This is a genomic window from Flagellimonas eckloniae (genome assembly GCF_001413955.1).
GTDB lineage: Bacteria > Bacteroidota > Bacteroidia > Flavobacteriales > Flavobacteriaceae > Flagellimonas > Flagellimonas eckloniae.
The window spans coordinates 2026788-2048759 of the sequence record NZ_LCTZ01000002.1; the positions used below are offsets into that span (position 1 = coordinate 2026788).

At 38.3% G+C, this 21972-nt stretch carries 13 protein-coding genes; all 13 read left to right on the forward strand.

The features are described 5' to 3' along the window. Positions 1 to 3 precede the first annotated feature (3 nt). The 13 genes from AAY42_RS08645 to AAY42_RS08705 all read left to right on the forward strand — a co-directional run bounded on the left by AAY42_RS08645 (position 4) and on the right by AAY42_RS08705 (position 21943). A complete protein-coding gene (locus AAY42_RS08645; protein WP_139063695.1) occupies positions 4 to 882 on the forward strand; it encodes a hypothetical protein in 879 nt (292 codons plus the stop codon). Between the two features lie 74 nt (positions 883 to 956). Further along, on the forward strand, positions 957 to 2702 hold the full coding sequence (locus AAY42_RS08650) for an alpha-L-fucosidase (RefSeq protein ID WP_055397802.1): 1746 nt from the start codon (positions 957 to 959) through the stop codon (positions 2700 to 2702). Then, positions 2702 to 3826, forward strand: a complete 1125-nt coding sequence (locus AAY42_RS08655; protein WP_055394258.1) for a glycoside hydrolase family protein — start codon at positions 2702 to 2704, stop codon at positions 3824 to 3826. The genes AAY42_RS08650 and AAY42_RS08655 overlap by 1 nt, the downstream gene beginning before the upstream one ends. A gap of 23 nt (positions 3827 to 3849) precedes the next feature. Next, positions 3850 to 5181: a sugar porter family MFS transporter gene (locus tag AAY42_RS08660; RefSeq protein ID WP_055394260.1), complete on the forward strand. Its 1332-nt coding sequence runs from the start codon at positions 3850 to 3852 to the stop codon at positions 5179 to 5181. Then, positions 5178 to 5999: an alpha/beta hydrolase gene (locus AAY42_RS08665; RefSeq protein WP_055394262.1), complete on the forward strand. Its 822-nt coding sequence runs from the start codon at positions 5178 to 5180 to the stop codon at positions 5997 to 5999. The genes AAY42_RS08660 and AAY42_RS08665 overlap by 4 nt, the downstream gene beginning before the upstream one ends. A gap of 1 nt (position 6000) precedes the next feature. After that, positions 6001 to 7983 (forward strand): glycoside hydrolase family 97 protein, encoded by a 1983-nt coding sequence (locus AAY42_RS08670; protein ID WP_055394264.1) that lies wholly within the window; start codon positions 6001 to 6003, stop codon positions 7981 to 7983. Positions 7984 to 8011: 28 nt separating this feature from the next. After that, positions 8012 to 10813 (forward strand): heparinase II/III domain-containing protein, encoded by a 2802-nt coding sequence (locus tag AAY42_RS08675; protein ID WP_082433566.1) that lies wholly within the window; start codon positions 8012 to 8014, stop codon positions 10811 to 10813. Between the two features lie 28 nt (positions 10814 to 10841). Then, positions 10842 to 12812: an alpha-L-fucosidase gene (locus tag AAY42_RS08680; protein ID WP_185112166.1), complete on the forward strand. Its 1971-nt coding sequence runs from the start codon at positions 10842 to 10844 to the stop codon at positions 12810 to 12812. Positions 12813 to 13052: 240 nt separating this feature from the next. After that, complete coding sequence (locus tag AAY42_RS08685; RefSeq protein WP_055394266.1) at positions 13053 to 15353, forward strand: heparinase II/III family protein; 2301 nt, start codon at positions 13053 to 13055, stop codon at positions 15351 to 15353. Between the two features lie 4 nt (positions 15354 to 15357). Then, complete coding sequence (locus AAY42_RS08690; RefSeq protein ID WP_055394268.1) at positions 15358 to 17325, forward strand: hypothetical protein; 1968 nt, start codon at positions 15358 to 15360, stop codon at positions 17323 to 17325. Positions 17326 to 17454: 129 nt separating this feature from the next. Then, positions 17455 to 19566, forward strand: a complete 2112-nt coding sequence (locus AAY42_RS08695) for a hypothetical protein (RefSeq protein WP_055394270.1) — start codon at positions 17455 to 17457, stop codon at positions 19564 to 19566. Beyond that, positions 19550 to 19801, forward strand: a complete 252-nt coding sequence (locus AAY42_RS08700; RefSeq protein ID WP_055394272.1) for a hypothetical protein — start codon at positions 19550 to 19552, stop codon at positions 19799 to 19801. The genes AAY42_RS08695 and AAY42_RS08700 overlap by 17 nt, the downstream gene beginning before the upstream one ends. A 9-nt stretch (positions 19802 to 19810) precedes the next feature. Then, complete coding sequence (locus tag AAY42_RS08705) at positions 19811 to 21943, forward strand: right-handed parallel beta-helix repeat-containing protein (RefSeq protein ID WP_055394274.1); 2133 nt, start codon at positions 19811 to 19813, stop codon at positions 21941 to 21943. Positions 21944 to 21972: the final 29 nt, after the last annotated feature.

Consider the following 21972-nt stretch of genomic DNA (forward strand, 5'->3'; position numbering starts at 1 on the left):
AAAATGTATATATCGGCTAAAAGTGGGGTAATAATTTTAATGATTGGATTGATTTCCCTATCATCCACAGCCCAATCCACTATACCCTATACAAAAGGAAGAATTGTGGTAAGTTCTGACGGTAATGAACATGACCATGATGATTGGGCCGCTACACCATTGACACTGGCATTATTAGCTTCGGCTGGGTTGCAGGATAGTCTTGTAGTGTATACATTCAGTGATCATATCTGGGGCAGTAACCAAGAAAAAGAAAACGGGAAGGCCCAAATGTTGGAAAGTGTCCTTAAGGGAAAGGAAATCTTCAATTTTAAAAACTCCAATTTTATAGAAGCAGTTGCAGATTCAACAAGTGCAATACGCGCAATTACCCAAGAAATTGATAAATCCGATAAGCATAGTCCCTTAAATATAATAGCCGCGGGGCCAATGCATGTGGTTGGAAGAGCCCTCGAAAATGCAAATCCATCAAAACTAAAATATGTTAGGCTTATTTCACATTCCAAATGGAACAATGAACATGCAGATAAACCTTATGATTGGGAAAAGCCCCATTCTGGATGGACATGGGATGAAATCAAAGAAAATTTTGAATCAAATGGGCTTGCTATGGATAAAATTTTGGACCAAAATGGAGGTGATGGTTATCAAGGTTTTAAAGCGCCCATACAAGAATATAATTGGGTGAAAACCTCTGCTATAAGAGATACTTCTCCAAAAATTAAAAAACAAATGGACTGGCTATATGATAGACTTCTTACGTGTGTCAAAAAGGGTGATTTTGACCCTTCTGATGCTGGAATGGTAGTATATCTGCTTACCGGAAAAGAAAAGACCGATCCTTCAGATGCAAGGAAACTAATAGAAAATCCAACACATTAGAATCATTTTTTGGTAAGGATAGTTTGGGATTAAACAAAAATCGACCTAAAACACATAATAAAGCTATTTTAACCATGAACAGTAAGTTACTTTTAGTACTTTTTGTTGCTTCCCAAGTATATTTCACTAATGCACAAGATGCTTCAGCAGTACAGAACACATCGCAACAAGAACGTATGCAATGGTGGTCTGAAGCCAGGTTCGGTATGTTCATCCATTGGGGCATTTATACCAAACTTGCTGGTTTTTATAAGGGTAAAGCCCAACCTAATAGTGCTGAGTGGATAATGAACAGAGGGAAAATCCCAATTGCTGAATATGAAAAATTGACTGGTGAATTTAATCCAACAAAGTTCAATGCTAAAGAATTTGTGAATTTGGCAAAAGAGGCTGGGATGAAATATATGGTTATTACCGCAAAGCATCATGATGGATTCTCTATGTTCGATTCCAAAGCCAGTGATTACAACATTGTGGATGCCACTCCTTTTAAACGTGACATTTTGAAAGAATTAGCAAAAGAATGTCAAGAACAGGGCATAAAATTTGGGTTCTACTATTCACAAGCTCAAGATTGGCATCATCCAGGGGGTATGGGCAACAATTGGGATAAAACCTTCCAACGGGTCAGTAGTGACGAGTACGTCTACGAAAAGGCGCTTCCAGAGGTAAAACAATTATTGACGGAATATGGTCCAATTGCAATTTTTTGGTGGGATACCCCCCGAAAAATGACAAAGGAAGTCGTTGATAGCTTGTATCATATTACCTCGGCATTACAACCCAAAATCATTACTAACGATAGATTGGGCGAAGATTATCCCGGTGACCATAAGACATTTGAACGGCATGGCCCCAGGTATACTCCAGAAGCAAAGTATTGGGAATTATGCCAGCCCATTAGTGGAAGTTGGGGATATCGTAGTGATGATGATGATTTTAAATCCATTGCTACGCTAATTCGAAATCTTATTGATCAAAGTAGTAAGGGCGGGAATTATTTGCTCAATGTGAGCCCAACTGCAGAAGGAACACTAAAATCTGAAGCAACCGAACGTCTAAAGGCCATTGGTTCATGGATGGACAAAAACAGTGAAGCTATTTATGGTACCCAAGCAAGTCCAACCACTGAAGAACCAAAATGGGGCAGAATTACCATGAAAACCATTGATAGCAAAGGGTTATTATATTTACATGTATATGATTGGGCAGATGGTGCGTCTCTTCCCATCAGACTTAAAAATAATGTGGAGGCTTGTTATTTGTTAACTGATAAAAAAAGAACTTTTAAAACAACTTCTTTTGAAAATGGAATTCAAGTACAACTTTCTGGAAATGCTCCTGATAGTATAGCTTCCGTAATTGTTTTAAAACTAAAAGAAATGCCCAATGCACTTCCTCAAAAACAGTTGGAACAGGATAAAGAAGGAGTAGTCGCCTTACCAGCTTTTCGGGCTCAATATGAAAATTTGCAAGGGCCAGGAGCGCAATATGATGAACGTAAAGATTGCATAGGCAACTGGGATAGTGAAACAGCTAGGGTATATTGGAAATTTACTGTCAAAAACCCTGGAACTTTTAATTTGATGGGGCAAGTTGCCGGTAAAGAGGATACAGAGGTCATCATTTCCATAAATGGCAAATCGAAAATTCTAAAGATTTCTGTTGATGGTAATCCAAAAAAATTCAAGAAATTGGCAATGGGAAGTTTTACCATAGATAAACCAGGTGAATATGAAATTTCTTTTATGCCCATTGCAAGAAAATGGAATCCCGTTAATTTAAGAGAAGTAACGCTACAACCCATCAATACAAAGTAATGATACCAAACTCCATAAAATATATATTTCGTTATACCACGCAGTATACTGTCCTACTTTTCATCGGACTTTCTGTATCATGCACAGCACAAAACGCAATCATTGACAATCTAAAAGAAGCTCCCGTACATGGTGGCCTGGAAATGGAAGATTACTGGGTTTGGGGTAGTTCAGTGATAAAGGGAGATGATGGACAATACCATATGTATGCTTCACGTTGGCCCAAAATGTTGCCTTTCCATCCAGGTTGGATGATTGCTTCCGAGATTGTCCATGCAGTTTCCAAGATCCCCGAAGGGCCCTATCAGTTTAAGGATGTAGCTTTAGGATACCGAGGGGCTCAATATTGGGATGGTAGATCGTGTCACAATCCAAAAATCGTAAAATACAAGGATACTTACATTTTATACTATATGGGGTCTACCCATCCTTTTGAGGAAGTAACCCAGGAAAATATTTCAGAATTTGATTTAAAAAGTAAATGGTGTATTGCGGGCAGATGGGGAAAACGTGTTGGAGTGGCTACATCTAAAAGTCCTAACGGACCATGGAAACGATTGGACGCACCAATTTTAGATGTAAAACCCGATTCATATTATAGCTTTTTAACCTCGAACCCTTCACCTTTAATTAAAGAAGACGGTTCGGTGGTGCTGCTTTTTAAAGGAAGAAGCTATCAAGAAGAAGGCATAAAGCAAAGTGATATGAGTATTGGAGTAGCCACAGCACCTTCGTTTGATGGTGAATACACAGTAGTGGGCACCAAACCTTTATTTTCTATGGAGCATTTAGGCGAAGTGGAAGACCCACATTTATGGAGTGACGACGAAGGATTCCATTTAGTGGCTAAAGACCAACGAGGACTAATAACTGGAGGAAAAGGCGATGGGCTTTTAGCGCATTCTAAAGATGGTATTCATTGGGAGGTAGATGAAAACCCAAGAGCCTATACCAAAACAGTAAAATGGGAGAATGGTAAAACCATAAAGCAAGGGCAATTGGAACGTCCTTTTGTTTTTGTAGAAAATGGAAAGCCAACACATATCTTTTTTGCCACTATGGATGGTCCTGGAGGATTTGGAAACGGCACAAAAACTTGGAATATGGTCATACCTTTAAAATAAAAACCAACTAATACCACTATAAAATGAGTAAAAAAATAATATTATGGTCCATAACCGCAGCACTTGCGGGCTTTTTATTTGGATTTGATGTAGTCGTTATTTCCGGGGCCGATAAAAAATTACAAGCCCTTTGGGAATCTTCAGATTCCTTTCATGGCTGGGTGGTAATGGGTGCTGCTCTTTGGGGCACAGTACTTGGAGCTATTTTTGGGGGATTTCCAACAAATAAATACGGGCGTAAAAACACCTTGATTTTCATTGGTGTTTTGTTTGCCATATCTGCAATAGGATCAGCTTTAGCAGATGACCCTTGGGTATTTGCGTTTGCCCGATTCATTGGAGGTATTGGCGTTGGGGCATCAACTATCGCAGCACCCGCCTACATTTCTGAAATTGCACCTGCAAAAGATAGGGGGCGCCTTGTTGCTTTATATCAATTCAATATTGTATTCGGAATTTTAATTGCATTTCTTTCCAATTATCTCTTAAGTGGTATTGGCGAAAATGACTGGCGATGGATGGTCGGTGTAGAGGCTATACCAGCAGTTCTCTATATTTTATTTGCGTTGAAAGTGCCCAAAAGCCCCAGATGGCTGTTATCACAATCCAAAACTGATGAGGCAAAAGAGGTAATGGCCATTATTAATCCAGATATCCCTATTGAAGAACAGATTACTGCTTTCCAAAGCAATTCATCGGAGTCAAATACCTCCGAAACCATTTTTATCAAAAAGTATAGATTTCCTCTGACATTAGCATTTTTAATAGCATTTTTTAACCAGTTTTCTGGCATAAATGCCTTTTTATACTATGCCCCACGTATTTTTGAGGAAGCTGGTTTGGGGGAAAGTACTGCTTTGCTAAGTAGCGTGGGTATTGGAGTAACAAACCTTGTTTTTACGCTATTGGGTGTCTTTCTAATCGATAAATTTGGAAGGAAAACATTGATGTATATTGGTTCCATTGGGTATATTATATCCTTGAGCTTGGTTTCCGCCGCTTTTTTCCTAGGGTGGACCGGAATGGCAGTTCCCATTTTCTTATTTCTGTTTATTGCTGCCCATGCCATTGGCCAAGGTGCCGTAATTTGGGTGTTTATATCTGAAATATTTCCAAATCATTTACGGGCTTCGGGTCAGGCATTTGGTAGTTCGACCCACTGGATTTTGGCCGCCTTAATTCCTTCTTTAATCCCAACCTTGTTCAATCATCCTATGATTGGTGCCGGAGTAGTCTTTCTAGTTTTCGCAGGAATGATGGTACTTCAATTCTTATTTGTAGCCTTTATGATGCCTGAAACCAAAGGAAAAACATTGGAAGAACTGGAAGGTATAATCTTAAAGAAGAATACATGAAAAAAATAGTAAGCTTATTGATTTGTCTAAGTTTTTCACTGCAAATTTTTGCGTCAAAAGTGGACACACTTGTTGTTCATAGCAAGTCGATGAATAAAGAAATAAAGAATGTGGTCATACTGCCAGATTCTTATTCAAAAGAAGGGAAAGCGCTTTCAGTGGTCTATTTGTTACATGGCGCCGGAGGTGACTATAAAGCCTGGCTAGGAAAAGCTCCAAATATCAAAGCTTTGGCAGATTTGCACAATGTGATTATTGTATGCCCGGATGGTGAGGCAAAAAGCTGGTATTTTGATAGTCCCATTGATGAGACATATAAATATGAGACTTATATCTCAACGGAATTGATTGCAGGTGTAGACAAGAACTACAATACGATTGCAAGCCATAAAAATAGAGCAATTACGGGCTACAGTATGGGTGGCCATGGCGCTTTGTACTTGGCCTTTAAGCATACTGATGTTTGGGGGGTGGCAGCCAGTATGAGTGGTGGAGTGGATATTAGGCCATACGCCTTAAAGTGGGGCATTCCTGATAGGTTGGGCAATTATTCAGAGTATCCGGAGCATTGGGAGAAGAACTCTGTCATTAACCTTGTACATCTTTTAGGTGATAAAAAACTAAAATTTCTCTTCGATTGTGGTGTGGATGATTTCTTTTATGAAGACAATAAAAGATTGCATAAAAAATTAATCGAACGTAAGATTCCCCACGATTATATTGAACGGCCCGGTAGACATGATGGCCCATATTGGAGCAATTCCATTATCTATCAAATGCTGTTTTTTAAAGAGTTTTTTACCCAGGAAACCAAATAACATGAATTGTAGAGCAACACTTATTGGAAGTTTACTGATTTCCATGATTTTTTTTAGTTGTAATAAACTAGAAGTCATTCAGGTAAAATCACCTGATGGAAAGAAAGTATTCACACTTTTCCCCAACAAGGAAAATGGTATTGATTTTTCTGTTCAATACAACAACCATGAAGTGTTATTGCCTTCTACATTGGAGCTTGTTTCAAAAGAAATTTCCTTTTCTGGGGATGTATCTATCCTAAAGATTGAAAATTCCAGCGTAGAAAATGTCTGGAACTCCAATTTTAGTGAGCTAAACATAATCCCTGATAATTACAATCAACTAAAAGTTTACTTACAAATAGAAGATGCCAAGCTCAATATTATTTGTAGGGCCTATAATGAGGGTATTTCTTACGCTTATGAAGTTCCCGAGCAAAACGATATCACCGAGATAGGGTTGGATGAAAACATTCATTACAACTTTAACGATAATTACCCGGTTTGGTCCACCCCAAAACGCGAAAAAGGGACTCTAACAGCTCAAGGCGAATATAAAAAAATACCATTGACAGAATTGGAGGAAGGTAGCGAACGCCCTCTTTTAATTGATATGGGAGATAGCCTAAAGGTTGCTTTAGCCGAAGCAAAGCTGGTCGATTATGCCCGTTTAAGTTTCAATAAGGGTACATCTTCCCAATACAGCATTTTATCCACATTAGATGGTAAAATGGGAGAACAAAAACAAGATACCATAAGTGGCGCAATTATTTCTGAAAGAATAAAAGAAGGGACAAAAGTTCATAAAAAATTACCCTTTCAGTCTCCTTGGCGTGTGGTTATGATGGCAGAAAACGAAGGTAAGTTGCTCGAAAACAACTACATTATCCAAAACCTAAACGATCCTGTAGCAATTAAAGATGTCTCTTGGATTACACCTGGAAAGGTACTTAGGGAAACCACATTAACTACGGATGGTGGATTTGCGGCTATCGATTTTGTGGCTAGCCATAATATGCAATATGTACATTTTGATGCCGGTTGGTACGGAAATGAAATGGACAATTCATCTGATGCAACAACTATTACTCTAGATCCAAAACGATCAAAAGGTCCTTTTGATATTGAGGCTATTTGCAAATATGCCAACGAAAAAGGGGTAAAAGTAATGTTGTATGTAAACCGTAGAGCTTTAGAAAAACAATTGGATGAGGTGCTACCACTTTATAAAAAATGGGGAGTAGCAGGTATTAAATATGGTTTTGTACGAGTTGGAGATCAAGATGCAACGGCCTGGTTGCACGAAGCTGTTAAAAAAACTGCCGAGCATGGTATGATCATAGACGTACATGACGAGTACAGGCCAACCGGTTTCTCTAGAACCTACCCTAATTTTTTGACCCAGGAAGGCATTCGTGGCGATGAGGAAACTGTTCCCAATGCCCATACCTTAATAACCATGTATACAAGAATGTTGGCTGGAGCAGCAGACAATACTGTATGTTACTATAACAACCGTGTAAGCGAAATGGGATCACATGCTTCACAATTGGCAAAAACGGTTTGCCTTTTTAGTCCGTTGCAATTTTTGTATTGGTATGATAAGCCTGCAGCTTCTCCCGAAAAAGCAGATGGTTTGTGGGGCGATACCAAACACATTGGTATCGAACCAGAATTGGAATTCTTTGATGCCGTACCCACCACTTGGGATGAAACAAAAGTATTACATGCCGAAATAGGCGAAATAGGAGTCATTGCACGAAGAAAAGGAGCGCAATGGTACGTTGGAGGGATTAATGGTGAAACTGCCCGATCCTTGAAAATTGACTTCTCATTTTTAGATACCAATGAAAACTATAGTGCAAAACTATATACGGATGATGAAACTATTAATACCAGAACCCGTGTAAAGATTGAACAACTGGATGTTGATAGTTCATTTATACTGAATTTAGACCTTAAAGCAAATAATGGTTTCGCAATTCAAATAATCCCCAATAGCTAAACTGTAGATGAATCCAATAAAAAGGAAAATGTCATTGAAAGTATTTCTAACTCCATTGTTGTGGTTTTTTTTGTGCTATCCAGCTCTGGGCCAGCATGGGGAACATCCTAGGATCTATATCAAGGATCAATCCAGAAGTGATTTTATAAAATCGATTGAAACTGTCTCTTGGAAAAAAGCTTTTGTTGAAGAAAAGAAAGAACGATTGGCCAAGTACATCGAACTATGGGAAGAAGACCCGGAATGGTTAGTGTCACGTTTACAAATGAATTGGAATACCAAGCACAACAAAGTATTTCTAAATGAAGGCGACTTCTCCCATTCTGAAGGGACTGCACCAGTGCCCACTGTCCGTTTTTCAGGCTCTCGTGATTGGGCAACGGATTACAAATCTCCCAAATTAGAAGATATAATTCCATATTCGGATGACCCCAAGGGTATATATCTCGAAAGAAAAGATAATCAAAAAAAGGAATGGGTAGCACCATCAGAAACAGGAAATATTATTGAAAAAATCAATGATAGAATACTAGAGTTAGTGTCAGATGCAGCTTTTCTATATTGGGTTACCGGAGAGAAAAAATATGCTGATTTCGCATCACCTGTATTCTTTACCTATATTGATGGCATGTATCATAGGGAAGCTCCCATTGATATAGAAAATTCTGGCCAACAACGAATATCAGGCTTGGCGACCTTTGAAGTAATTCACGAGCGCATCGTAGTTTCACTAGTAACCAGCTATGATTTTCTCCACGACTATTTTAAAGACAAAAACAAGAATCTAGATAATACCATCACTGTTTTTCAACGATGGGGTGACCAAATTATAGTCAACGGTATTCCTGATAACAACTGGAACCTTTTCCAAGCTCGTTTCTTAACCTATATCGCCTTGGTACTTGATGACAACAGTAGCTATAAAAATAAAAAGGGAAGGGAATATTTTTTAAAACACACTTTTGACGTTTCCACGGAGCGTCAATTGGCATTAAAGGAATCCCTTTTAGTATATGACGCTGAAAATGGAATCTGGCCCGAATCTGCCTCCTATTCAGTGCATGTGATTACGACACTATTACGTATTATAACCTTATTGGACAATGCTACCAACACCAATGAACTTGCTACTTATCCGATTGTGGAAAAAGCCGTATTCGCAGCTTTTCAATACCTCTTTCCTTCAGGTTATATAGTAGGTTTTGGTGATTCAAAGCATAGTATCCTTCCCCCTGAAAATTTTGAGCTATTACTGGCCAATTATAAAAAGTACGGTACCAGTGAAAAAGGGAAAATCATATCAACACTATTGAATGAACTAATTTCCAATGGACAATACACTAGAGAAGCAAGCAATTATTTTGAATTGTTTTTTTATGTAGATGCTTTAGAAAAAGACAGTTTATCCAACCAAGGCGAAACCTTGGAAAAACTAACATCACCAACCTTCTATGCACCAAATGTGAGCTTGTTCAATCAAAGAATGGGTAGTGATGATAATTCTGTAATGGTATCTACCTTTGGGTCTTTTGGCAACCATGCCCATGCCAACGGGATCGCTATAGAACTGTTCGCTAACAACTACGTTTTAGGGCCAGATATGGGCAGAGGGCCAAGCTATTGGCATCCGCATCACAGGGAATATTTCTCTAGATTCCCGGCACACAATACGGTAATTGTGGATGGAATCTCGGATTATTATGCTATGCGGTCTTACCATCCCTTTAAACTAGATTATAGTTTTCCCAAATCCGAGGAAAACGCAACATTTGATAAAGTCACCTTTTCCAAAGTTTCCTTTCTAGAACCTAAAACGATTTCCAAACAACAACGATTTACAGCTATCGTAAAGTCACCTACCGAAAAACCCTATGTAGTTGATGTATTTCGTTCCAAAAGGCAACAAGAAGGCAAGCAAAAACACGAATACTTCTATCATAATCTTGGTCAGTCATTAACATTTAAAAGCAGTAAAGGAAAAGAATTCGCTTTGAGCCTCACCGATCAATTAAGTAGTAAACTGGGCGATGCTAAAGGTTACGACTACTTTAAGGACAAAAAGAAATTTGTCACTTCAGATGATATCCAGGCATTTTTTCGCATCACCGAGAAGAACCAACCTGATAATTTGATGAAGGTTTGGATCAAAGGAGACGAGAAACAGCAAATCTATTCCGTAAATGGGCCACCATCCAAAGCTATCACAAGTGGTACTGCACCAAAAGAATTGATAAATGAGCCTTTGCCCGCGTTTATCATCAAAAGAGAAAAAGCAGCTTGGGAGAATCCGTTTGCTTTGGTATTCAATCCTTACATTGAAGGAAATGAAAACCCCATTTCCAATGTTGCATTTTCCACGATAGAAAAATATCCAACCACACAGCTTATAGAAGTAGAACTAAAGGATAAAAAAACGGTGGACCACATTACCTTAAACGCTTCGGTCAGTGATATTGCCGAACGGAAATATTTTTATCAAAAAGGGTTGGTTTCCATAATTCGTAAACTCAAAGAAAGTAACGAGATAAGATTCTTGTTCCTTTCAGGAATGGAAAAGTTTGAATATCACGATTGGAGTATCATTACATCCGTTGAGGCTGCGACAGTTTCCATAGAACTAACAGAAGAAGGATATCAAATAGAAAATGACAAACCTGTGACTATTGGTATTCCTATTGGAAAAGATAGAAAAATGGCGGAATTGCAATTGTTTGAAGACGGAAAACTAGTATCAAGCAGAAAGGCTGTTGTTAGTAGGTCCAACCCAAATAAAATGAAAATCAAGTTATCAAAAGCATACAGCAATGCCAAGTTATTGCTAAAAGAATAAGACAAAACCAAACAAATTAAACACAGCAATGATGAAAAAAATAACAACATTACTACTACTATTTCTTTTGGCTTCGTACCAAAGTCCAGCACAAATATCAACCAAAAAAGAAAAATTATCTGATGATGAACGGATGGCTTGGTGGCGAGATGCCAAGTTTGGAATGTTCATTCATTGGGGAGCATACTCTATTATTGGAGGCGAACGTGGAACAAAAATTGCCGGAGGAGGTGCCGAATGGGCCATGGACAAGCTAGATTTTACTGTTGAGGATTACGAAAAATTTCCTGAAATGTTTAATCCAGTACTATTTGATGCCGATGCGTGGGTCTCTATGGCCAAGGATGCCGGCATGAAGTATATTGTAATTACTTCTAAACACCATGAAGGTTTTGGATTGTGGGATTCCAAAGTGTCAGATTACGATATAATGGATAGAGCTCCTTTTAAACGTGATATTATAAAAGAATTATCGGAAGCTTGTAAAAAACAAGGCATCAAGTTTTGTTTTTACTATTCCATTGTAGATTGGCACCATCCGCAGGCGCAAGGAAACTTATATCCAAATTACAACATCGCTCAGCATGACGACCCATCGGTGGTGAATCCAGAATTCCCAGAGTACTTTAACAACTATATGAAACCTCAGGTAAAGGAGTTATTGACCAATTACGGGGACATTGGCGTAGTGTGGTTTGATGGTGATTGGATTTCAGATTATACCACTGAAATGGGAAAAGAATTGTACAGTTTTATTCGTGATATTCAACCAAACACCATTATCAACAACAGAGTTGATAAAGGAAGAAACGGTATGGAAGGGATGGACAAAGAAGGCAATTTTGCAGGAGATTTTGGGACACCAGAGCAAGAAATTCCGGATACAGGAATTGATTCTGATTGGGAAGCATGTATGACCATGAACGGGTCATGGGGATACAAACCAGCCGATAATAATTGGAAAAGCAGTGAAGATTTAATTCAGAAATTAGTGGACATCGTATCTAAAGGAGGAAACTTTTTATTGAACATAGGCCCTGATGGTTATGGCAGATTTCCAGCAGAGAGTATTCGCCGTTTAAAAGCCATGGGAGAGTGGACCAAAAAAAATGGAGAAGCCATTTATGGGGTATCTGCAAGTCCTGTTGAAAAACCAAAATGGGGGCGTTATACTAAAAAAGGCAATGTTGTCTATGTACATGTTTTTGATTGGCCAAAAAGTGGAATCCTTACCCTAAATAAAAAATTTAAGGTTAAAAAAGCATCATTGTTAACAGGTTCCAAGGCTATATTGAAAACAACGGCAACATCTAGAGGGGCCATTATAGAGTTACCCATGTTGCCCCCAGACATCCCAGTTACAGTTATAAAAGTACAATTGGAACCAACAGATTGGGCTAATCTTGGTAGATATGAAAAGGCCAATAAAAAGCTTATGAAATCCTCAAAAAATGTAAAAGCTGTTTTTATGGGAAATTCTATTACCCAAGGATGGGTAAAAGCTAATCCAGATTTTTTTACTCAAAATAATTTTATTGGTAGAGGCATTAGCGGTCAAACCACATCACAAATGGTAGCACGTTTTAAACAAGATGTCATTGACTTAAATCCCAATGTTGTAACTATTCTTGCAGGAACCAATGATATTGCAGGAAATAGAGGATTGATTACAGTACCAGAAATTGCGAAGAATATTTCCACAATGGCAGAAATGGCAAAAAAACATAACATTAAGGTAGTTTTAGCTTCGGTTTTACCAGCGAGTAGTTATTCTTGGAGTCCTTCCATAGCGCCTGTTGAAAAAATTACTGAACTCAACGGGCTCATTAAAAACTATGCCCAGGCTAATAATTTGGTGTATTTAGATTACTATTCAAAAATGGTTAACGATAAAAAAGGATTAAAAAAAGAATTAGGTAGAGATACTGTTCACCCTAATGCAGAAGGCTATAATGTAATGGGTCCTTTGGTCAAAGAAGCCATTGAAAAAGCTTTATAGAAGACGTAGTTTCAGATGTAAAGAACCTTTTTTGGAGCAATTAAAGCTTTAAAAATATTTCACATATTTTGAAATCAATTCACCATCACTTCCAATAAACCATAATTTATAGATAATGAATTATGGTTTATAATCTTTTCTAAGAAATAGCCCTATAATTGAGCAATCAATCGAGATGTCTCCTAAATATTCTGAAGAACAGCTATTTATGGAGTATGAATCTACACTATTTTTTTAAAAATGAAATTGAGGATACTACTTACCATTTGCGTGTTTTCTGTCTTTGTTACAAATGCACAAGAGCGAAAATATCTTTTATATACTAACGAAAATATCTCGCGCCTAAAGGAGCAAATAAAGAACAGTGAATCCATAAAAAATCAGTGGAATGAACAGTACAAAAAGGCTAAGAGCTTACTTAAAAAAGATAAACTAAAGTCAGGGGATTGTCTCCTATTAGGATTGGTCTATAGAATGACCGGTGATGAAAAGTTTGCACGTAAAACAAAAGAGGTTCTTCTTAATTATACATCTAGAAAAACTTGGGAAGGCAAGGCGTTATTGGGAAGGACCCCCCCATGGCAAGGTGGATTGGGCACCTCCCACACCAGCTATGATATTGCAATGGGGTTCGACTGTATTTATAGCTATCTATCAGAAACAGAGCAGCAACAAATTGCTCAAGATATTATTCGATTGGGAATCAATCCTGCAAGAGAAGATTGGTTAAACCCAGATACCAGTTATCACACATTTGATACTATGGGACACAACTGGTGGAGTGCTTGCGTTTATATGGCAGGCTTTGCTTCTTTAGCCGTGAGGGACGAAATACCCGAAGCAATAAAATGGGCAAAGGATATTGAGGAATCGGCAATTGAATGGATTAATTTTTCTGGGAGCGTACTACAAAACAAACCATCTACTTTTGACAGGGATGGCGGGTTTTATGAAAGTATTAATTATGCTTCTTATGCAACATCACAATACTTATTATTTTTAAATGGGTTTAGTAATGTATGGCCTGACGAACCTATCTATAAATCTCCCATTTTAGATAAGGTAGGTGACTTTTTTATGAATACAACATATTATGTTGAAGGTAAAAGAAATTTGGCGGTCAATTTTGGTGATTCTAATATTAGAGCCAATGGTGGTCGCATACTAACCTTGCTCTGGAACTTGGGTTATCAAAATAAACAATATGCATGGTATATCAATCATGCAAATACTATTGAATCAGGAAACTCTAATTCGCCAGTTGCTTTAGCATTAAGACCAGACTTGCCTTCTCTTGATTCCAATTATTTACCAAATAGACCTAAATCCCATCTTTACCAAGACATGGGTTGGGCCACAATGCGTAATTCATGGGACAATAATGCAACTATGTTAGCTGTAAAATCAGGATTTTCTTGGAATCATGCCCATGCCGATGCAGGATCCTATATTTTATTCCACAATGGGAAAAATCTAATCATAGATTCAGGGAATGCCAGTTATTTGAATCCATTATATACCGAATACTATTGCCAGAGTGAGGCACACAATGTAGTTTTCTTTGATGGAAAAGCCCAAAACAGAAATGACCCCTATTTTGGAGTGGTCAATTCTGGTTCACTACACAACCTAATTGAAGGGGAAGATTTTAAATACCTATTAGCCAATGCAACAGGCCCTTATTCACAAATTTTGGCTCGTAATTACCGAAGTTTTATTTGGGTTGGAGATGTTATTCTGGTTATTGATGATTTGTTGGCACACGAACCTGGGCAATTTGAATGGTTACTACATTATAATGGGGAGTCCGAATTAAAAGGAGGTATAGATCTTACCATTACAGATGAAGATGCCAAAGTTCTAGTTCGTCCTCTTTATCCGGAAACTTTTCCTCCAGGGGGAGAACGACCTCATGACTTCCCCGAACACATGCGTTTAACCGAAAAATTGGGCTATGAAGACCATCATCCTGAAAATAGGGAACCCTATTGGTCCATCAGTCATTTTGAAAAAACGGCAAGAACAAAGTTTATTTCCGCCATTATATTGGAAAATGAGAAGAACAAAAACAACCTTCCAGTTATAGAACGTTTTGACGGCAAAGATTTTTTAGGAGTTTCCATAACACAAAATGGTAAAACCACGGAAATGTACTTCAATCTATTGGCAGATGGGCGATTAAAACACAGAAATAGCGCCAATACCATGAATGGTTGGGAAACTGATGCCTACCTGACGGTATTAAAATTTGATGAAGGTGTAGATAAAACAAACCTTAACGATATCAAGGAATTATTTGTTGGTCATGGTAGTTATTTAAGGAGGGACAATCAAGTTTTAACCCATGCACTTTCAAAATACACAACCTTAATTGAAGATTTTGGAACAAACCCAAAAGTGACTTTTCAAGGGCAATTCAATACCAAATTTCGGTTCCACACTCCGAAAGGGGATACAAAAGCACTAGTAAATGGTGCTGTTAAAAATGGCCAATTCAATCCATCTAACAATTTACTTTTAATACAGCTGACCAAAAAATAGCAACATGAGGAACAAATGGGGTAAAATAATTTGTATCGTCCTTGGAAACCTAATATTGGCAACCATACTATTAAGCTGTATCAAGCTAGACAAGGATCTTCTGGATATCAATAAATATTTCGCTTCTGCCACAAAAGATATTATTTACCCTTCCAGTGAGCAAATCGAAATGCTAAAAGCAGTGTTGCCCAAAGAAGCGTTTCAACCCGCACCGCCCATTTCAGATAGAACATATTGGAATAAGATTGCTGCCATGGCATCTGGCAAAAATTATCTAAAACTTGCGCTTTCCGAATTGGATGAAAAACCTGAGGTACCTATTGCAGATTCCATTTACAGAAGAGCCAATCTTGAAGGAAACAGAGGAATTTATAAACCTAGGTATTATAGAACCATGGAACGGTTGGAACATTTTATTCTCGCCGAATGTATTGAAAACAAGGGAAGGTTTCTATCGCAAATAAACACCTACCTAAATGCGATCATGGATATGAAATCATGGTTGCACCCAAACCATGATGACAATGAAAATGGAGTTTTGGAAGGCAGACGTGTCTCCATAGATCTTGGCGCTAGAAGATTTGGTTCTGATTTGGCTTTGGCCCAAGTTTTAGTGGGAGAAAAGCTGTCGAAGAATGTAAATGAAAAAATTACAGAGCAGCTAAAATGGCGCATTGTGGATACGTATTTAACCTCATGTAAAAAGAACGATATAAACAATAGATGGATCAAGAGTACAAGCAATTGGAATTCGGTGTGCACAAGTGGATCTATGTTTGTTGCCATTGCAACGTCTACTAATGAGGATGAAAGACTGGAAGCAGTGGGCTCTGCACTTAATAGCATGAAACATTACCTATCCGGTTTTGGCGAAGATGGTTATTGTTCTGAAGGGGCAGGATATTGGAATTATGGTTTTGGGCACTATCTCTATTTGGCTCAAATTTTACATGATTATACCGATGGCAGAATTAACCTATTCGATGCTGGTAATCCTGAAAAATTGAAGAATGTGGGCAACTTCCCAGAAACTTACCAAATTCACACGGGTATTTGTGCACCATTTTCCGATGGTGTTTCCAAGGTTTCGAATGATGGTGGTTTTGCTTATAATATGTCGGCAAGAAAATATGGGGCAGGTATGCCTGTAGATTCTGGAAAACGAAAAACCCATGATTCGTTTTCAGCAGCTTTTCAATTAATTGAATGGGAGTATGAAGCTTTGGTGGATAAAACTAAAAAGGATGTTCAACCAGCATCCGAGTTACAGGATTACACTTATTTTGATGATGTTGGGATGGTAATTTCTCGTGGCAAGCAGAACATTCCATTATCCATAGCCATTAAGGCTGGACATAATTCGGAAAACCATAACCACAGTGATGTGGGAACATATACCATTGTGCTGGATGACCAAATCATGTCTGGAGATATTGGAGCCCCATCTTACATTGCCGGGGCATTTGCTCCTGATAACCCGGCGCGAAGCTCGTGGGGCCATCCAGTGCCAAGAATCAATCATACACTCCAATCCAATGGTAGGGAATTTGAGGGAACAATAACAGCTACCAAGTTCACAGAAAATCTAGACAGAGTAGTGATGGATATAAAATCAGCCTATGAGGTTCCATCACTAACAAAGTTGATTAGAACCATGGAAAATGATAAGTCTGGTGTGGGTGCTGTTTCCATAATAGATGAGTTTTCCTCAACAGAGGCGGTTGCATTTGGAACAGCAATAATGACACTATCCGAATATGAAATCATTAATGCAAATACAGTCGTCTTACACGAGGGAAATCAAAAATTAAAAGCAGCAGTTTCTAGTGACACAGGAGCTTTAAAAATTAGGGATGAGCTTGTACCTGTCAAACATTTAAGAGAAGGTGCCCCTGCATACAGAATTGGAGTTGATTTTACAGAACCAATCAAAGAAGGTTCAATTACGGTCAAATACACGCCGATTTTATAAATATTTAGAGGAATAAACCATTTACCAGTAATGATCAATGATTAAAATGGTCTCTTTATCGCAAATAGGTTATTACTTGGATAAAGCCGAATTAAAAGGCAAAGGAATAAACAAAAAAACATTCAAATCATGAAATACCCAATAATCCTATTATTTCTGATTTCTTTACTTGGTTGTAATGAAAAACCAATTGATATAACTATTTATGCCGACCAAAATATTCAAGATGAGGTAAGCTATGGCATTGAAAAGATAAACACTCAACTAGCCAAAAATGAAGGTAAGATTCGGTTCTCCAGTAATGAAAAGGAGGCTGATATCGTTCTCGTTATTGTCCCCCAGAAAGATTTAGATTCGGAGAAAAACGATGGATTTGACTTGATTAAGTCAGGTGATGGTTACAAAATTTCATCTGAATGTAACCGAGGACTACTCTATGGTTTATTGCATATTGAAGAGCAATTATCTAATGGTAAAAATTGGGGGAATCTTGAAGCTAAATCCGTAACTGCACATCATGACTTTAGAGCTATCAAATTCAACTTGCCATGGTATTCTTACCGCAGTGGAGAAAACCTTTCAGTACACACCGAGACTTGTAAAGACTTGAAATTCTGGGAAACATTTCTGGATATGATGGTTGAAAATAAATTCAATGCCCTTACACTTTGGAACATGCATCCCTATATGTATATGGTTAAATCTACTTCGTTTCCAAAGGCATCACCTTTCAATGATGAAGAAATGGCAGAATGGGAGACGTTCTGGAAGCATCTTTTCAAGATGGCAAAAGACCGAGGTATTGATACTTACATTGTCAACTGGAATATCTTCCTACCGGAGGAGTTTGCGAAAGAATATAATGTTGGGAGTTACTCTTCTGAAAAAGGAAAAAATCACTTTGGAGAGGGAGAAAACAATCAGGACGTAGAAGATTACACGCGTGAGGTAGTGACCCAGACAATCAATACGTATGAAGACCTAACAGGTATCGGAATTACTCTGGGTGAGCGCATGGGAGGAATGACATCCAAAGAAAGGAGTGATTGGGCCAATAGAACAATGATAGCTGGCTTAAAGGCAGCAAACCGAAAGGCAAGGCTCATATATAGGGCACCACTTTCTGCGGGTAAAGAAAATAGTGGAACGGTCAGCACTTCAGCGGAGAAATTGACACGAAATGCAGTGGAAAATATGGGAATGGATGATGATGTCTGGATTGAATTTAAGTTCAACTGGTCTCATGCCCATTCTTCTCCAAAGTTGTCGATCGTCCATGGCGGAATGTTAACAGACACATACTGGGAGCCGTATTCCGAAAAGTACAAAGCAGTTTGGACTATGAGGAATGAAGATTTCTTCGTGATGCGTTGGGGAGACCCAGATTTTATCAGGGAATTTTTGGATTTGAATAGTCAAAAATATGTTGGAGGTTGCATAATTGGTTCAGAAACTTACATTCCGGCAAAGGATTTTATAACAAAAGAAGAATACCGTACATGGGATTACGCTTTTCAAAGGCAGTGGCTTTTTTATAAGGTATGGGGAAATCTTTTGTACGACCGACAAACCTCGGATGACTATTTCTCCATGGCATTCGCCGATAAGTTTGGTTTAGATGATGGTACGGAACTAGTAGAGGCTTGGAAACTGGCTTCAAAGAACCCGAACCGTCTTGCCTCCTTTTTTGGAAGTACCTGGGATGCAACTATTTATTCAGAGGGGTTTAAAACAAATAACGGAAAGTTCATTGATATTGATAAGTTCATCTCCCGCAATGTTCTGGATTCTACCTATGTGAATATTCGTGATTTTGTTGTTGGTAACTATGATAAAGAAACTCAAGTTAATCCACTGGAATTAGCTGAAAAAACAGAAAATCAGTCTGCAAGAATATTGGAAATTTTAAAGGCCCAAAGAAAAAATGAAGTTTCCGCAGACTTGGAAATTGAATTGACAGATCTTGAATTTTGGGCTAACTACGGACATTATTTTGCTTCAAAAATACGGGCTGGTGTAGCCTTGGAAAGTTTCAGGACAGGCAAAGATGTTGAAGGACAAACCAAGGCAGTTGAGATTCTTGAAAATGGGAAAATATATTGGAACAACATGGTAGAGTTGGTTGAAAGGTATAACGTAGCGGTAATGCCTCATCAATTTGACAAGGAGTTTTCCTGGAGAGAACACCTTACAGATATAGATAAAGATATTATTATAGCAAAAAATGCTTCAGTTCAATAAAACTTGTCATAATTGGGCAACTCAGTTAGCCTTATATAGGAAAACAAAAAATAAGAACTATCAGAATAAAACGGTCTCCCAACTATTGAAAGCAAGAGACTATTGGAAAAAGTATACTGAAACGGCGATGCTTCAAAACATCAATCCGATTTGGACCAACAGGGTAGGACATGTGGATTGGATGAAAGCGATTGATTTTGCCGATTTGAATGTAACTATTGCAGGTAAAGACTAAACTAAAATTATGAAATACATATTAATATTGATCGCCGGATTGGCCTTTATAGTATCGTCTTGCGATAATGATAGGTATCCATCCAATGAAATAGCTTTCTACGTCTCACCAGATGGTAGCGACTCCCAAAACGGAACAAGTATTCAAAGTCCATTTGCCACTTTAGAAAAAGTACGCAACACCATAAGGGAAATCAAACAGAAAGGAGAACTTAATAAACCTGTGAACGTATACCTTCAAGGAGGTACTTACCAGCTTTCTAAACCTTTCGTTCTAAGCGCTGAAGATTCTGGAACTGAGGAATTTCCGATTACTTACCGTGCTCATGAAAATGAAAAGCCAATACTTAGTGGTGGACTACAGATTAGTGAATGGACAAAAGCCGAACTTAATGGTCATAGTGTGCTGGTTTCAGATGTTTCCAAAATTAAAGGATATGCCCCGTTTGAACAGTTATGGGTAAACAGCCATCGTGCAATTCAAGCAAGAACTCCTAATAGTGGTTATTTAAAGGTGCCAATGAATCAGGGAGCTGACACTAAGGAAGTAAGGCGACGCAGCACTTATGATTTTTTATACACTGAAGAAGATGAACATTACTTAGAAGGCGTAGATGATGGAGTGGCCGTGGTATTTAACAAATGGTTAGAGTATCATATGCCCATTGACAGGATTGATAGACAAAACAAAAAGATTGTCTCAACAAAAAAAAGTGGTAGGGCCATTGAAGCAGATGACGATTACTATCTAGAGGGAGGTCGTGTTATGCTGGATAAGCCGGGTGAATGGTATCTAGACAGACAGGATAAAAAACTGTACTATTTTCCGTTGGAGGGAGAGACGGAGGTTGTGGCAACAATTCCTTCATTGATCAATGTGCTTCGCTTAGAAGGTGATGCAGCTAACAATAAATTGGTTGAACATGTTCAGTTTAAAGGATTGACTTTTAGTCATACCACTTGGATTTTACCCAGAGATGTTGAAGAATCCGGTTATGGACAAGCTGACATTAGAATGGATGGGGCCGTGTTTTTAACGGGTGCAAAAAATTGTCTTTTTGAGGAATGTGAAGTTACAGCTATTGGCAACTATGGAATTGAAATTTCACTTGGATGTTCAAATAACAGAATTCTGGGATGTGACATTCACGATTTGGGGGCTGGTGGGTTTTTAATCGGTCCTAAAATACGTCCAAAAGGAAAAGTCGCAGCTGAAGATATTGGAGGAGAATTACCTCCCGTATTGGAAAAACCAACCGATGCAACCAGTAATAATGAAATAGCAGATTGTCGTATTTACGATGGCGGTAAATACTTTCATTGCGCCGTTGGTATTTGGATAGGACAAAGCCCAGATAACCACATCCATCATAACGAAATCTATGATTTTTATTATTCTGGAATTTCCACCGGATGGACTTGGGGCTACGGGCCAGCACTTGCTACTGGCAATATTTTTGAATACAATCATATTCATCATATCGGTAAGCTAACGAATGGCGATGGTTCTGTACTTAGTGATTTGGGCGGTATTTATACTTTAGGAAATCAAACAGGAACCATTATTCGCAATAATGAATTTCATGATATCTGGGCTGGAAAATATGGAGGTTGGGCCATTTATTGTGACGAGGGCACCACCAACATACTGGTTGAAAATAATCTGGCCTATCGTTGTCGCCATGCTTGTTTTAATCAGCACTATGGTAAGGACAATATTGTTAGTAATAATATTTTCGCTTTTGCCGATACTAGTGTCATCATGATGGCAAAAATTCAACCACATACGGCGTATATATTAAAGAATAATATTTTGCTCAGTGATGGCACACCTATTTATGCTGGGGGTTATGAGTATATGGTGGAACAAAGAGATGGTTTTGTGGCCGATAGCAATTTGGTATGGTCAACAACTGGTAAGGTTTTGGGTGCGCAGAACCGTTTTCCAAGCCGGATTTACGAACCTAACGAAGCAGTTATGAGTTGGGAAGAGTGGAAAACACTTGGTAATGACCAAAATTCTATAATTGCAGATCCTGGCTTTGCAGATTCTGAAAACGGAGATTTTAGTTTACCGGATGACAGTCCTGCATTGAAAATAGGCTTCAAACCATTTCCACTCGGTCAAACAGGGCCTCGATAATTTTGCTAGGATTTATAAACTATACGGAT

Excerpts from the sequence above, each read along its gene's own strand:
- AAY42_RS08645 (WP_139063695.1), top strand. The coding sequence starts at position 4 with ATGTATATATCGGCTAAAAGTGGGGTAATAATTTTAATGATTGGATTG.
- AAY42_RS08650 (WP_055397802.1), top strand. The coding sequence starts at position 957 with ATGAACAGTAAGTTACTTTTAGTACTTTTTGTTGCTTCCCAAGTATAT.
- AAY42_RS08655 (WP_055394258.1), top strand. The coding sequence starts at position 2,702 with ATGATACCAAACTCCATAAAATATATATTTCGTTATACCACGCAGTAT.
- AAY42_RS08660 (WP_055394260.1), top strand. The coding sequence starts at position 3,850 with ATGAGTAAAAAAATAATATTATGGTCCATAACCGCAGCACTTGCGGGC.
- AAY42_RS08665 (WP_055394262.1), top strand. The coding sequence starts at position 5,178 with ATGAAAAAAATAGTAAGCTTATTGATTTGTCTAAGTTTTTCACTGCAA.
- AAY42_RS08670 (WP_055394264.1), top strand. The coding sequence starts at position 6,001 with ATGAATTGTAGAGCAACACTTATTGGAAGTTTACTGATTTCCATGATT.
- AAY42_RS08675 (WP_082433566.1), top strand. The coding sequence starts at position 8,012 with ATGTCATTGAAAGTATTTCTAACTCCATTGTTGTGGTTTTTTTTGTGC.
- AAY42_RS08680 (WP_185112166.1), top strand. The coding sequence starts at position 10,842 with ATGATGAAAAAAATAACAACATTACTACTACTATTTCTTTTGGCTTCG.
- AAY42_RS08685 (WP_055394266.1), top strand. The coding sequence starts at position 13,053 with ATGAAATTGAGGATACTACTTACCATTTGCGTGTTTTCTGTCTTTGTT.
- AAY42_RS08690 (WP_055394268.1), top strand. The coding sequence starts at position 15,358 with ATGAGGAACAAATGGGGTAAAATAATTTGTATCGTCCTTGGAAACCTA.
- AAY42_RS08695 (WP_055394270.1), top strand. The coding sequence starts at position 17,455 with ATGAAATACCCAATAATCCTATTATTTCTGATTTCTTTACTTGGTTGT.
- AAY42_RS08700 (WP_055394272.1), top strand. The coding sequence starts at position 19,550 with ATGCTTCAGTTCAATAAAACTTGTCATAATTGGGCAACTCAGTTAGCC.
- AAY42_RS08705 (WP_055394274.1), top strand. The coding sequence starts at position 19,811 with ATGAAATACATATTAATATTGATCGCCGGATTGGCCTTTATAGTATCG.